A 14,048-nucleotide genomic window follows, 5' to 3' on the forward strand; every position below is an offset into this window, starting at 1 on the left:
TGGGTAAAACTATTGAAGGTGGTTCGGTGCRTAAGGTTCCATCTGGATACCTTTGGGGGTATGGCTCGGTAGGGGGTGTCAAGTCGGGGATTTGAATTTCTGGTGTCTCTACTTGGGACAGTTGTACTGGTGGTGTGGGATTATTTTCGATCGCCGATTGAGTATGAGAATTGTCACTGATAGCCACTTCTTGTGAGGGGCTGTCGGAAGATACCTCTGTGGAGAAGTTTACATCAGTTGAGGGAGCGATCGCGTCATGGTTAGGAGACTTGGCCTGATATTTTCCGGGTAAGTCTACTGATTCTAAGGCGATCGCATCATGGTTAGGAGATTTGGCCTGATGTTTGACCAGGTTCGGGGGGGTTTCCATGAACCCACCGCCACTCAAGGCTTCTCCCATTGTGTGATTTAAAGACAATTCTGGAGTTGGTGTGTCAATTTGACCAGCTACAAGGCTGGTGTCGTTAGGTTTATGGTCAGTAATGGGGGTTGGTTCAAGTTGTGAGGCTACAAATTTGGTTGGTTTGTGCTTGAGAGTTGATTCTTGAGTTAGGGGATGGTCAGATGATCTATCCTGGGACTCAACAGGCGAAGGCACTGCTTCTCCCTGCCCAACATTGAACAACACAATTGTTCCACTCACTCCCACAGCCATCAAATAGCGAAGAACAGGCATAATTTTTTCAATATAGTCAGTCTGCAAGTCCAGAACTCATTTTAAAGCAAGGTTGAAGTATTGCTCGAAAATGCCCAAATTAATTGCCATTTTGGGGATTGATGGTAATTTTCACAGGCCTGGGGGCGTTGTCAGATGGGACGCTGAGGGGTGTTTTCATGAATGCGATCGCTTTTGGCAATCAAAATCTCCGTATTTTTACGGACATCTTAGCAGTGATTGGTGTTAAAAATGCGAGAAATGTCCGAGAAATTACTGTTGGTGTTTGTGGGAATTTATCTTAACCTAAATATAAGGGCTGCCCATTAGTTCCCTGTCAGCCTGACTACGGCAAAATTGCTCCATCCCACACCTCTTATGATGATTAAACCCATGTTGCTATCAGAAACAAATTTACAGGATATCCCGCAACTGCTGCGTCAACTCCGGGAAGATTTGGAGTTGTCCCAAGCTGAACTGGCGCAATTTCTCGGAGTATCTCCACAAACTATTAACCGCTGGGAAAATGGACATTCTCAACCTTCGGCAATCTCGATTAATTTGATGCAACATAAATTAAGTTCTTTGGATGCTCTCAAGGATATCAAAACTGTTAAGGCTAATTTATCACAGCCCAGTAATAGTCTGCGACAGGCTGATGTAGCCCGCATTCTTAATGTTTCGTTTCAGCGGGTACAGACTATTAGGAAGCGACATTACATAGAATTCACCTGGGATAATACTATTGATGCTTGGGTTACATCTCGCGAAGAAGTACAGCGCTATATTGACAATAAAGGGAAGCGTCGGAAACGCACAATTGATAATTAATAAATTGCCCATAGCCATGGAGACCAGGCCTGTTTTGTCCCCGGTATTCCCGGATAGTATTGGAGGGGGGGCTATGTTTGGGATTCGATTAAGCCTTGGGGAGGGGTGATTTCCAAACGGCGATTCTGTAAATCTACAACGGGGACGATCTCCTTAACAAAGGGAATTAATAAGGTTTTGGGCTGGTTGGCTTTGGTTTGGAAATGGCGCTTGCGTCGTTTGTTTTTGGGAATGTTCTGTAGTTTAGCTTGGCGTTGAGTATCGGCGGCGAGGTCTTCTGAGGTGGGGGTAAAATTTAACTGTACCTCTAACAAGTCATTTCCGGCGGGGATGACATCAATTACTGTACCGATTATGTCTTGGGTGTCTTGATTAAAGACTTCTAACCCAATCAGGTCTAATACATAAAACTCATTATCCTCTAAATAGGGGCGATCGCCCTCTTGAATGAATAGACGACTATCCCGCAAGGCTTCGGCTTCTTCCCGGGTTTCGACCCCTACCATTTCAATAGCATAGAGTCCTTTTCCGGGAATAAACCTTCCCCCCAGAAGTTCTACGGGTGATGGTTCATTTTGTCCGGGTTTTTGTAGCCAGCGGGTTCCGGGTTCGATAAATCTTTCGGGAAAGTCGGAATTCGGATATACCCGCATCTGGCCATCTAAACCCTGAGCAGCTACAATTTTACCAATTTCGATCCAATCAGACATTTGGACAGTCTCCTGAACCTCGACACAACACATGATAAGATTTCAGCATTTTAACCCAGTATTGGCTTAGTAGCTTATGACGCGGAGTTCTCGACAAGTCCCCATTTTCTCCCTCGCGGGGGGAACTATCAAGCATCCTATCGCACCACAACAAGCTAGTTTAGCTCTAATTCCGATTTTACTATCTTTGGGAACCACTACAATTTTTGTGGAACCTCTACGGGGAGACGGGTCTAGGTCGGGTTCGACTATTGTAGCTCAGGCGGTCACTGGGTCGGACTCGGAATTGCGCGATCGCGTTCAAACTGAGGTAGATAGTTCTTTTCGTCGGACTCTGGCTTTATTGAATTTAGTGCTAGTGTTCTTATTTTTGTTGCCAACTATTGCGGGGGTGGGAGTCTGGTTTTTGCTGGCTAAGTTGACGGATCAAGTATTTATTGTACAGCAAGAAATTGAGAGTCTCAAAGCTGATGCTATTGGTCAAATTCAGGAGAGTATTAATGAGGCTCGCAATACTCTCTATCAATTGGAACAAAATACTACTAAGGCTGATGAAGCTATTGAGAGTCTCAAGGTGCAAACTATGATTCAAGTCCCGGAGTCGGAGACTGAGGATTCCCTAGTGGCGGAAGTATTGGAGACTCCCGAAAAGGCGATCGCTAACAATTCCTCTGGGGTATCTGATGATTCTAATTCTGAGACTTCCGAGAGTTCTGAGACTTCCGAGAGTCTTGAGCCTTCCGACAGTTCTGAGGATTTAGTTAATAGTGCTAAGGAAAAAGAACCGGAAACACCTAGTCGCGATCGCATCATAGCTGAGGCTCATGAGCTGGCTAAACAGGCAGAAAAGTTATTTTTGTCAAATCAATTGGAATCGGCAGTTGCCGCCTATAATCAGGCGTTAAAACTGGAGCCGAATTTGGCTGAGGTTTGGAATAATCGAGGGGTTGTGTTAACCAAACTCAAGCGCTATCAAGAGGCGATCGCATCCTATGAAAAAGCTATCCAAATTCGCACAGACTATCCTGATGCTTGGAGTAATCGTGGGGTGGCTTTAGGGAAACTTAATTATTACCAAGCGGCGATTTTTTCCTATGACCGGGCGATTGCTTTAAAACCCGATTATTTAGATGCTTGGAATAATCGCGGTCAAGCCTTGATGAATTTGGAACAGTATGATGAGGCGATCGCTTCTTATAATCAGGCTGCTAAAATTCGTCCTAATTTTTATAAAATCTGGTACAATAAGGCTCGTTGCTATGCCCTCACGGGGAATCGAGAATTGGCGATCGAAAACCTTCAACGAGCCCTGCGGATTAACCCAGATGCCGTGCAAAAGTTTGCTCAACAAGAACCTGATTTTGCGGGCATTTGTCAGGAACAAAAATTTCAAAAATTGCTGAACACTAAATAATTAAATTTATGTATTGGGAGGGTTACATACCATGATAAATTTGAATAAAACCTATCTCTATATGGTGGCAGGATGGCTATTATTGATGGGTTTTTCGGGGGTATCATCCGCAGCTATACCGTCAGCAATTCCGGAGCTAAACCCGACAAAAATCGGGGCGCAAAATCCCTCTTTTATTAACCGTTATTCGGCGAATCAACGCTCTTTAATCCAGAAAGAAGTTAACCATACCAGGAAACGGTTAAATCCTTTTTTGAATACATGGATATTGATAGCTGTGTTAATTCCTAGTACCATATCAATCACAATTTTGGTCTGGTTTTTCCGACAAGCACAACAGGTTAAAGCCTGTTGCCAAAACCTAGAAGCCTATAAAGAAGAAATCCTGGAACAGATTAGATATATGACCGAAAATGCTCAGGATATTATTGATGAACTTGATGCTACTGTCAATCTTAGCGAGGTACAAATAGAGGTAATTGCATCCCAGATTCAATCTTTATCTATTGAGGATGGCAGCAACTCTGCTTTTACTGTGGAAACCGAAAATTTAGAAGTTAAATAATCATGAAACGCTATCGCTTAATAATCTTGATGTGTTTAATGATTGTGATTCCCATTGGCTGGTTTAGTAAATTTTATAGCGGGCCGTTTGATGGGTGGATTAACGATTCCGTATCCTCGATATTTTATGAGATGTTTTGGGTGTGGTTAGTGGTATTAATCTGGCCGCATCTTTCCCCGATATCCGTAGGGGTGGGGGTATTTCTTGTTACCTCAATTTTGGAATTTCTGCAATTGTGGAATCCGCCAATTTTAGCTATGATGCGATCGCATATTATCGGCAAACTCCTATTAGGAACTACCTTTGATTGGTGGGACTTTCTTTATTATGCTATAGGCTGTATCTTGGCGGCTTTAGTATTAATTACTGTCCGAAATAAGATCGGACTGCAAAATCATCACTAATACTATCAAGATTTGCCTACAAAATTTATGATCAATAGACATTTTCTTAATCTTTTTTTAAGTTCAATGCCTTGAGCTATCCCATATAATACGGTCAAGCAAGCAACCAAGTTCAGGCGATCGCCTGGTAAGCTAGTAGGGACAAGTTGAAGAGGTTGATAATTGACCATGAGAGTTGCTGTTTTTGGTAGCCAGCCCTACGATACTAAATTCTTTGATGCGGCGAATGCCCAAGGAGGAAGTCCCCATGAGTTAGTTTACTTTGAAACCAGGTTAAGGGCGAAAACCGCCTCCTTAGCCGCTGGTTTTCCGGTTGTTTGCGTTTTTGTGAATGATGAAGTAGATGCCACCACCCTAAAAACCTTAGCAGCCAATGGCACTAAATTAATAGCCCTGCGCTGTGCTGGATTTAATAATGTTGACCTCAAAACAGCAGAAGAATTAGGTATTTCTGTAGTTAGGGTTCCGGCTTATTCACCCTATGCAGTAGCTGAACATACCGTGGGTTTAATCCTTACATTAAACAGGAAACTGCACAAAGCCTATAACCGAGTCCGGGAAGATAACTTTACCCTAAATGGTTTACTAGGTTTTGACTTACATGGTAGTACCGTGGGCGTGATTGGCACGGGAAAAATCGGGATGATTTTCGCGCAAATTATGCACGGTTTTGGCTGTCATCTTTTGGGTTATGATGCCTACCCTAACGATGATTTTATCAAGTTAGGAGATGCCCGTTATGTAGATTTGCCGGAACTGTTTTCACAGTCAGATATTATCTCTCTGCACTGTCCCTTATTACCAGAAACCCATCACATTATTAACCAAAATGCGATCGCTCAAATGAAGCGAGGGGTCATGTTAATCAACACCAGTCGCGGGCCTCTGGTTGATACAGTTTCTGTCATTGAAGGGATAAAATCCGGGATAATTGGCTACCTAGGAATTGATGTGTATGAACAAGAGGAAGCATTTTTCTTTGAAGATTGGTCTGATGAAATTATCCAAGATGATACATTTCAACTACTCCAATCTTTCCAGAATGTTGTGATTACAGGTCATCAGGCATTTTTTACCCAAAATGCCCTAACTGCCATTGCCGAAACCACCATGGCGAATATTAGTGAATTTGAGGAAGGCAAACCACTAACCAACGAGGTTAAACTACCTCATTAACCAATCTTAATCCATTAAGGAGAAATTCATGTACATTGACGAAATTATTGCTGGCGAAATTCTTGATTCTCGTGGTAACCCCACCGTAGAAGCGGAAGTAATTTTAGAGGACGGAACCCGTGGGAGTGCCTTAGTTCCCTCTGGGGCTTCAACGGGAGAAAAAGAAGCGGCAGAATTGCGAGATGGAGACCCGAAACGCTATGGCGGCAAAGGGGTTCTGAAAGCTGTTGAAAATGTCAATAATCGTATAGCCCCGGCTTTAGTGGGTATGGATGTCACCCAACAGCGGTTAATTGATTTAACCATGATTGAACTGGACGGCACACCCAACAAATCCCAAATGGGGGCTAATGCAATTTTAGCGGTTTCCTTAGCCGTAGCGCGCGCGGCTGCTAATTACTTAGGAATTCCTCTATATAGGTATTTAGGAGGCAGCAACGCTTGTGTATTGCCCGTTCCTTGCATGAATGTAATTAACGGTGGGGTTCACGCGGACAATACTGTTGATTTTCAAGAGTTTATGATTGCTCCCCATAATGCCCCCAATTTTGCGGAATCTATCCGTATGGGTGTAGAAACTTTCCACAGTCTTAAATCGCTGTTGCAAAAGAAAGGATTAAGCACGGGAATTGGCGATGAGGGTGGATTTGCGCCTAACTTAAAATCTAATGATGAGGCGGTTGAGTGTATTTTAGAGGCGATTACGGCGGCGGGATATAAGCCAGGGGAGGATATTTCCATCTGTCTCGACCCAGCCACTTCGGAATTGTGGAAAGATGGTAAATATCTGTTTTTCAAATCAGATCAATCTACTAAGACTCCTGAAGAAATGGCGGAATTGTGGAAAAGTTGGGCTAATCAATACCCGATTATTTCCATAGAAGATGGTATGGGAGAAAATGACTGGGATGGTTGGAAGGTGCTAACTAATTCCATTGGCGATAAGGTTGAACTGGTGGGGGATGATTTATTCTGTACCAACCCGGCTATTTTAGCGGAGGGTATTCAAGCCGGAGTTGCTAATTCAATTCTGATTAAGGTTAACCAAATTGGTACTTTAACGGAAACTTTAGATACGATTGAGTTGGCGAAAAAACATAATTACAAGTGCTTTGTTTCCCACCGTTCAGGTGAAACGGAAGATACTACTATCTCGGATTTGGTGGTGGCAACTTCCACAGGTAAAATCAAAACTGGTTCGGGTTGTCGCGGTGAACGGACGGCTAAATTTAACCAACTGCTACGCATTGAACGGGACTTAGGAAAGGCTGCTAAGTTCGCGGGTCGGGCTGCGTTTGTGTAAGGTATAATTAAGGCGAAATAGGTGGAGACAAAGGTTGTCCTGTCTCCACTGTTCGCTATTTTTGGGAGGCGGAATTTTTGTGAGTTAATCGGACAAATAAGACTTGGACGGTTAGGGCTAATAAACCCAAAGAGGCAATGGTAAAGACTCCGGTAACTAAGGCAGCACCCCCAATTACTAAGGTGCGGATGGCTATGGAAAGTTGCAGGGCGGTTTGATTATCGGAATAGATGTTTTGGTTGGCAAAAGTTTGAGCGATCGCTGCTGTTAGGGAATACATGGCGATGGCAAAACCTCCAGCTAATAATCCTCCCATCAGCACCTGAAAGGGGTTGACTGATGATAAATCGGGGGATGAATCACGGGGAGAATTATCACCGGAATTAGAAGTAGAAATTGATGATTTTTCAGGCATATTAGACATAATTGATTGATGAACTCTCAAAAAAATCGGCAAGTTTAAGATGCAGCCAAATGAATACCTGTGGAGATAAATTTAGTAGTCCACAATAATAAATTCTGATTAGCAATTTGATTTTGGACAGCATCGGAAACCCGGTCAGCTTCCGCCTGACTCTCGACTAAAGCGAATACGGTGGGACCGGAACCAGACATCATCGCGCCTAAAACTCCTTGGGCGATAAAGGCATCTCGCAGGTCTGCAACTTGGGGATATTCAGGTAAAGCGACTTTCTCTAAATCATTGTGCAACAACTGACCAATTTTAGCCCCATCACGTTTCATAATGGCTGCTACCATAGGTCCTGAATGTACCCGCTGCTGACGACTTTTCAGATCATCGGCTTCAGAAATGTATGAACTGCTGAACTGCTGGCGGTAGGTTTGATAAGCCCAAGGGGTGGATATGGCGATATTACGGAACTTAGCGAGGACCACATATAAGTTATCTAAATTCAGCAAGGGTGATAGTACCTCTCCCCGTCCGGTAGCTAGGGCTGTTCCGCCACTGATACAGAAGGGAACATCAGAACCAATTTCAGCGCCGAGGGTTTGTAGTTCGTCTTGGGTTAAACCGAGGTCCCAGATTAAATCTAAACCGACCAACACCGCCGCCGCATTGCTTGAACCGCCGGCTAGTCCGGCGGCTACGGGTATTCGTTTGTTAATTTCGATTTCGATACCGCCATAACGCGCCATCATATCGGGGAATTGTTTAACCATCAAGGCTGCTGCGCGATAGGCGAGGTTACTATGGTCGTTGGGGAGGCTGGGGTCGTTGGAGCGAATGGTAATGGCATCTATACCAATAGGGTTAATGGTAATGCGATCGCTTAAACTGATAGTGTGCAGGACCATAGCGAGTTCGTGGAAACCATCGGGGCGCGATCCGATAATTTCTAAATACAAATTAATCTTGGCGGGAGCAATTAGGGTGACAGAACGCATTAGTAGTAGTGTAAGGTAACACAAAGCAAGTTTATCATTGATTATTGGGGGGCTAATAGCAAATTACTGAGTTGAACCCATTGTTGTAGGCTTAGGTCTTCTGCGCGGACTTGGGGGTTGATGTCTAATGTTTCGAGGAGTTGGTTTAATATTTGGGGTTCTACCTGGCTTTTGAGGTTATTGCGTAACATTTTCCGACGGGTAGAAAATCCTAATTTAATTAGGGTCTCAAGAAGTTGGGGGTTTTGGGCGGGGGATGCTATGGGACGAGGACGCAGACGGACTACGGCTGAATCGACTTTAGGGGGCGGATAAAAGGCTTTGGCGGGGACATGACAGATCCAGTCACATTCGGCTAAATATTGGACTCTGACTGATAGGGCTCCAAAGGCTTTGGAGCTGGGTTTAGCACAAAGGCGATCGCCTACTTCTTTCTGTAGCAGTAGCACGATCGCATCAAAGGGTTTAAGGGCGGGTTTAGCAATAGTTCCCAGTAAGCCTTCGATGATTGGTCCGGTAATATTATAGGGAATATTGGCGACTACCTTATTGGGGTTTTGGAATTGGGGAAATGCGCTCAGGTGTGCATTTAGGTCGAAGCTGAGGATATCTCCTTGTAGCAATAGGAAGTTATCGATTTTGCCAAATTTTTTGGCTAGTTGAACACAAAGATCGCGGTCAATTTCGATGGCTACTACTGAGCTGGCTTTGGGAAGTAAGCGTTCTGTTAATATACCTGTTCCTGGTCCAATTTCCAAGATGCGATCGTCCAGAGATAGATCAGCCGCTTCTAGGATATGGTTAAGGGTCGCAGGACTGCGTAGCCAATGTTGAGCAAATCGTTTCCGAGGTTGGGGAGAGGGCATAGTTAAGGTAGGTCCAGAGTATAGAACTGATAATTTGGCTCAATTGCATCAAATTTTACAGAAATCTGGAAGCGGAGATAAAATTTTTACCCAAATTCAGATTTATGTGATATGATACCGTTCCTAGTAGATTGTTGTGTTGGCTTTTCCGTCAATAGTTCAGATCTACGTTAGGTGTGAGAAGCGAGCGGAAGTCCTGGCTGTCCTCAAGTAGCAGCAATAAGCTGTTGTCACCAGAGGTCTGCTCGAGTTGCGCTTCAATCCACAAATTAAGGATGGTCAACTCATTATATGCACGCTTATTGGTGAATGATTCTATTGATTGATAGGGTCTAACTTCTGTTAGGGATATGGTTTAAATATCCGACTGAATCAATCAACGGAACCCGTAGCAGAATCAACCGCTTAATTCGGTTAGTTTGTGGAGCGGAAGATATCAAGATCCTGCTAGTTCACCAATAAAAGTCCGCCGTGATTTTCAAATCTTGCGGAATTTAATTAGAGACCGATGTAGGTTCGTAGCAGTGAACCCGGCTGAGGGTACTGGTGGGCTTTTACCCCTAGTGCTAAGGGGTGGGTATGTTTGGCGCTACTTGCTTAATAAACATTATAGAACAGCCATAGATTTGGATTTCTTTGGGAAGTCAACAGACAGATCGGGTGGTGTCTACTATCTAGGAGGTGAAACTAAAATTGACAGCTAAAAAATATGCACAATTTCTGGATTTTTTAACAGAAGAATTATCAATTTCCCAGGCTTCTATTGAGGCAGCACAGAGGGTACATAAGCGGTCAGAAGAGAAACATAAGTATCCAGATCCAAGTCCCCTATCGATGACACTTTGGCAATATGGACTTGTGACCCTTGAACAACTTGAGAAAATCTTTGATTGGCTGGCAACAGCTTATTGATGATCAAAGCAGAAACGGGGTTTCTAGGTTTTTGATGGTCTAACCAAGATGGCCCTAGAAACCCAGTTTCCGGCTGGGAAGGTGCTTTAACTGTTAACTGTCAACTGTTGGAGGGTAGTTTCTAAGGCGGCGATCGCACAGAGAATATCGCGATCGCAAACAAAACCCAAATGCCCAATACGGAAGATTTTACCTTTGAGGTGGTCTTGTCCTCCAGCCAAAACGATATCAAACTGTTTTCGCATGATAGAGCGCACCTTTTCTGCGTCTATAGACTCAGGAGGGCAAACGGCAGTTATAGCGGGACTAGCAGCATGATCGGGGGCAAATAGGGGCAAATTTAGGCCTTTGATGGCATCCCGTGTCATGGTCATTAAGCGATGATGACGGCCAAAAATATTATCTAACCCCTCGGCTTTCATCATTTGCAAACTCACCTGGAGAGCATAAAACAGATTAACCGGGGGGGTAAAGGGGTTAGTATTTTTAGCGGCAGTTTTCCGGTAGGGTCCCAGGTCGAAGTAATAGCGGGGTAGGTCGGCGGTTTTGTAGGCTTCCCATGCTTTGGGACTGACAGAGACAAAAGCTAGTCCTGGGGGAATCATATAACCTTTTTGGGAACCCGAACCTACCACATCTAATCCCCATTCATCAATAGGAAGATTAACAGCGCCTAAACTGGTGACTGCATCAACAATAATTAAGGCTTCCCCGTGGTTTTTGACGTGGCGGTTGATGGTTTCCAGGTCATTGAGAACCCCGGTTGAGGTTTCGCTGTGGGTGAGGATGACTGCTTTAATTTGCTTTTCGGTGTCGGCTTCGAGGACTTCGCGGAATTTTTCCGGGTCTAGGGGTTGTCCCCATTCGGCGGAAATGATTTCTACATTTAATCCGTATGCTGTAGCGACTTCCGCCCAGCGATCGCCAAATTTACCATTACAACCACATAAAACGCGATCGCCACGTTTGAGGAAATTAATAATTCCGGCTTCCATTGCGCCAGTCCCGCTGGCGGTGAGGATTAAGACATCATTTTGGGTTTGGTGTAGCCATTTGAGGTTTTCTTGTACCTCGGCCATAATTTGACTAAAATCACCGCTGCGGTGTCCTATGGGGTGTTTAGCCAAGGCGAGTAATGCTTTTTCGGGTACTGGGGTAGGTCCCGGAATCATCAACATTAACTTATCATCCATTGCGGTATCTATCCGTATTTGTACTAGGTTATGGGGAACTAATTATTCTACTCGCTTTTAAGCTCTAGCTAACATTTGTTGCAGGGCGATTTGAGGATCTGGTTGTTTAACCAGGGACTCGCCGATTAAGACGGCTTCCGCGCCAGCTTGGACTACAATATCTAGGTCGGTGCTTTGATGCAAACCGGACTCACTGACAACCAGGATATTACTGGATTTGATTTGCGATCGCCGTTTTTCTAATAGGGTAGTTGTGGTATTGAGGTCTACGGTAAAATCCGAGAGGTTGCGGTTATTGATGCCAATCAGGTTAACTCCATCAATTGCCAAAACGCGATCGAGTTCCTCGAGGGTATGAACTTCTACCAGGGCAGTCATGGTGAGCATCTTAGCAATTTTAGTAAAATATTGCAGATCCTGGTCAGACAAAATTGCTGCAATTAGCAAAACTGCATCAGCCCCATGTAGTCGCGCTAGATAGAATTGATAGGGGTAGATCATGAAATCCTTGCAAAGTAGGGGCAGATCTACGGCAGCGCGGACTTTCGCCAGGTTTTCAAAGCTACCCTGAAAGAATTTTTCGTCGGTTAAAACCGAGATACAGGTTGCGCCGCCCAGTGAGTAACTTTTGGCGATCGCCACACAGTCAAAATCTTCTCTAATTATGCCTTTACTAGGGGAGGCTTTTTTCACTTCGGCGATGACTGCGGGACGGGTCGTGGCTGTTTTGAGCGCCCCCAGAAAATCTCGACAGGGGGGTAAGTCCATGACCTGTTTTCTTAATTCTAGTAATGATAGGCGATCGCGTTTTTGGCTAACTTCCTTTTCTTTTTGCCAGACTATCTCTTCTAATATATGCCGTGGTTTAGCTTCTGGTGTCACTATTTGGTAACTGAGGTTAAGGACATCAACAGAAGGGTTAGGAGAATGGCGGCGAATTTCGATCATAGTTTCGGGAAAATTACGTTAATAATCAGCTACCTAAGAATTATGCAACATAAACAGGCTTTATATGTAGAGGTCTGCTTAGGATATACTCTAATTAGTTTTGACACTTCACAGTTTTTTTGATGGCTCGGAACACCCCGCCGCCAAGCTGTAGTCATGACGGTGGGAGTTTCCATAACTACCGGATATGTTAGGACTTATTGAATTCTAAACCGTTTTCTTCAGCATAGCGACTCATAAATCGCATAAACCTATCCCACTCTTCAGGGCTTCTCATTAAGTAAGTCGCCTCAATATCAGTAGCTTTACCATTAATGAATTTTCCCTTAACTTCACGAGTGGTGATTTCCCCTTCCTCGTCAATTAAATACATCCCGGTAATTTCCTCAGTCGCATCATCAGCTAAAGCCTTGGGATTTTGAAAACGAAATGTAGCTGTTCCTTGGCCACCATCTCGGGAACGAGTCAGGCGCACATCTGGGATTACTTCTTCGTCAACTCCCCGTGAAAATTGAATTGAAGCCATAAATAACTATGCAGTCAAATACTAAACATTTGTCAGCTTAACATTTTTCGATCGCCCCTGTCTCCCTAAAAAATCGGACTCTGAGGCTGCAAAATCACCACATTTTGATAAAGTCGCGCGATTATTACCACATTTTTATAAATTTGTCAACCCCCAAATATTTAAACCTTGAAGCCCACGCCATCACCGGAATATTTGGCGTGGGGGTAGGTTAGTTAGTAGCCGCCGGGTTCTTCCTCATATTCCGGCATTTTCTTTTTGTCAGGAATATTGACACGAGGCGCTTTATAAGGTTTAGGGGTTTCATCATCAGCCCAAGCATCAGACTCCACATCATCCTCATATTCTGGCGGGTATTCACGAGCATAGAGACGTTCTTGGCGGGGAGGTTCTATCGGCACATATTCCGCATCATCATAATCATCCCGTTCAGAATCCCCCCAATTATCATCTTCATAATCATCATAAATTGGTTCAGGCTGTCTAACCGGGGGAGGGGCGATGGGTTCTTGCCAGGTTTCTTCTTCTTCCCAGGCTTCCTCAACCGGGGCGGGGGTGCGATATTGTTGTTGTGGTGGTGCTTGAGGAACACCAGTACCCAATTGGTTAGCAGGTTTAACCGTGGGAGGATAATACATTCCTTCTTCTTCCCGGTTCCAGGGTGCTTCACCGAGTCCGAGACGTTCAAGGACACCGACCGTCAACTGTTGAAGTTGATCTTCTGAGCCTTCAAAGACAATTAAGCGGTTCGGGCCACTACTAACGATCGCATCTATAGAAAGTTCATAGGTACTAATGACCTGATCTGGAATTTGTGGGAAACCCAGAGAGGCGATAATAATTGATTCGAGCTTACCATCACGGGTATCGAAGCGGAAGCCCCGCACTCGTCCGAGGGGTTCTCCTGTTTCAGTAATTACCTCACTGTTGATCAAATCGCTGTAACCTTCTATATCAACATCATCCTCAAGAACCTGGTCGTTATCCACCAAGATCACGTCGCCGATCTCACAGACTCTATTGAGATAGATATATTTAGGCAGTCCAGCCACAGCTAGAAAATTGTCTCGCAACCCCAGGGCCACGATTTCCCGTCGGTCCACATCAACCCACAACTGACTAACGACTCCTAGTCGCT

At 44.4% G+C, this 14,048-nt stretch carries 16 protein-coding genes and 1 pseudogene; 8 read left to right on the forward strand and 9 right to left on the reverse strand.

Translation table 11 applies throughout. The features are described from left to right. A pseudogene (locus B9T16_RS18140) lies at positions 1 to 676 on the reverse strand (transporter); the annotation flags it as partial. Between the two features lie 101 nt (positions 677 to 777). On the opposite strand from B9T16_RS18140, the gene B9T16_RS18145 reads away from it, so the two are divergent. Together B9T16_RS18145 and B9T16_RS18150 are read left to right on the forward strand one after the other, a co-directional pair. Further along, entirely contained in the window at positions 778 to 960 is a 183-nt protein-coding gene (locus B9T16_RS18145) for a hypothetical protein (protein ID WP_006620152.1), read from the forward strand. Between the two features lie 73 nt (positions 961 to 1,033). Next, the gene (locus B9T16_RS18150) at positions 1,034 to 1,486 is read left to right on the forward strand and encodes a helix-turn-helix domain-containing protein (RefSeq protein WP_317271263.1); all 453 of its coding nucleotides are present in this window, start codon (positions 1,034 to 1,036) and stop codon (positions 1,484 to 1,486) included. A 71-nt stretch (positions 1,487 to 1,557) separates the two neighbouring features. Here the strand turns inward: B9T16_RS18150 and rimM are convergent, their stop codons facing one another. Then, positions 1,558 to 2,196: a ribosome maturation factor RimM gene (rimM, locus tag B9T16_RS18155; RefSeq protein WP_006620150.1), complete on the reverse strand. Its 639-nt coding sequence runs from the start codon at positions 2,194 to 2,196 to the stop codon at positions 1,558 to 1,560. Between the two features lie 76 nt (positions 2,197 to 2,272). On the opposite strand from rimM, the gene B9T16_RS18160 reads away from it, so the two are divergent. The 5 genes from B9T16_RS18160 to eno all read left to right on the forward strand — a co-directional run bounded on the left by B9T16_RS18160 (position 2,273) and on the right by eno (position 7,058). Further along, positions 2,273 to 3,610 (forward strand): tetratricopeptide repeat protein, encoded by a 1,338-nt coding sequence (locus B9T16_RS18160; protein WP_410245403.1) that lies wholly within the window; start codon positions 2,273 to 2,275, stop codon positions 3,608 to 3,610. A gap of 31 nt (positions 3,611 to 3,641) precedes the next feature. After that, positions 3,642 to 4,175, forward strand: coding sequence for a hypothetical protein (locus tag B9T16_RS18165; RefSeq protein ID WP_006620148.1), 534 nt, complete (start codon positions 3,642 to 3,644; stop codon positions 4,173 to 4,175). A 2-nt stretch (positions 4,176 to 4,177) separates the two neighbouring features. Continuing rightward, complete coding sequence (locus tag B9T16_RS18170) at positions 4,178 to 4,579, forward strand: DUF2809 domain-containing protein (protein WP_006620147.1); 402 nt, start codon at positions 4,178 to 4,180, stop codon at positions 4,577 to 4,579. A 168-nt stretch (positions 4,580 to 4,747) separates the two neighbouring features. After that, entirely contained in the window at positions 4,748 to 5,755 is a 1,008-nt protein-coding gene (locus tag B9T16_RS18175) for a 2-hydroxyacid dehydrogenase (protein ID WP_410245404.1), read from the forward strand. Between the two features lie 28 nt (positions 5,756 to 5,783). Beyond that, positions 5,784 to 7,058: a phosphopyruvate hydratase gene (gene eno / locus B9T16_RS18180; RefSeq protein WP_317271257.1), complete on the forward strand. Its 1,275-nt coding sequence runs from the start codon at positions 5,784 to 5,786 to the stop codon at positions 7,056 to 7,058. 55 nt (positions 7,059 to 7,113) lie between these two features. On the opposite strand, the gene B9T16_RS18185 is transcribed toward eno, so the two are convergent. From B9T16_RS18185 to rsmA, 3 genes are read right to left on the reverse strand one after another with little or no spacing between them, the layout of a single operon-like run. After that, a complete protein-coding gene (locus tag B9T16_RS18185; protein WP_006620144.1) occupies positions 7,114 to 7,482 on the reverse strand; it encodes a DUF3082 domain-containing protein in 369 nt (122 codons plus the stop codon). Between the two features lie 35 nt (positions 7,483 to 7,517). Further along, positions 7,518 to 8,465, reverse strand: a complete 948-nt coding sequence (ispE, locus tag B9T16_RS18190; RefSeq protein ID WP_410245405.1) for a 4-(cytidine 5'-diphospho)-2-C-methyl-D-erythritol kinase — start codon at positions 8,463 to 8,465, stop codon at positions 7,518 to 7,520. 41 nt (positions 8,466 to 8,506) lie between these two features. Then, the gene (rsmA, locus tag B9T16_RS18195) at positions 8,507 to 9,331 is read right to left on the reverse strand and encodes a 16S rRNA (adenine(1518)-N(6)/adenine(1519)-N(6))-dimethyltransferase RsmA (RefSeq protein ID WP_410245406.1); all 825 of its coding nucleotides are present in this window, start codon (positions 9,329 to 9,331) and stop codon (positions 8,507 to 8,509) included. Between the two features lie 693 nt (positions 9,332 to 10,024). Between rsmA and B9T16_RS18200 the strand changes: the two genes are divergently transcribed. Then, entirely contained in the window at positions 10,025 to 10,243 is a 219-nt protein-coding gene (locus B9T16_RS18200) for a DUF2949 domain-containing protein (RefSeq protein WP_410245407.1), read from the forward strand. Positions 10,244 to 10,329: 86 nt separating this feature from the next. Here B9T16_RS18200 and B9T16_RS18205 read toward each other — a convergent pair whose 3' ends face one another. The 4 genes from B9T16_RS18205 to B9T16_RS18220 all read right to left on the reverse strand — a co-directional run. Next, entirely contained in the window at positions 10,330 to 11,436 is a 1,107-nt protein-coding gene (locus B9T16_RS18205) for a pyridoxal-phosphate-dependent aminotransferase family protein (protein WP_006620140.1), read from the reverse strand. A gap of 57 nt (positions 11,437 to 11,493) precedes the next feature. After that, on the reverse strand, positions 11,494 to 12,384 hold the full coding sequence (trpC, locus tag B9T16_RS18210) for an indole-3-glycerol phosphate synthase TrpC (protein WP_410245408.1): 891 nt from the start codon (positions 12,382 to 12,384) through the stop codon (positions 11,494 to 11,496). A gap of 190 nt (positions 12,385 to 12,574) precedes the next feature. After that, positions 12,575 to 12,910, reverse strand: coding sequence for a photosystem II reaction center protein Psb28 (psb28, locus tag B9T16_RS18215; protein WP_006620138.1), 336 nt, complete (start codon positions 12,908 to 12,910; stop codon positions 12,575 to 12,577). Positions 12,911 to 13,125: 215 nt separating this feature from the next. Beyond that, positions 13,126 to 14,048 (reverse strand): PRC-barrel domain-containing protein (locus tag B9T16_RS18220; protein ID WP_410245409.1); only part of this gene is annotated, 923 nt, incomplete at its 5' end.

The sequence above is a fragment of the Arthrospira sp. PCC 8006 genome (genome assembly GCF_046480465.1).
In the GTDB taxonomy this organism is placed as follows: domain Bacteria; phylum Cyanobacteriota; class Cyanobacteriia; order Cyanobacteriales; family Microcoleaceae; genus Limnospira; species Limnospira platensis.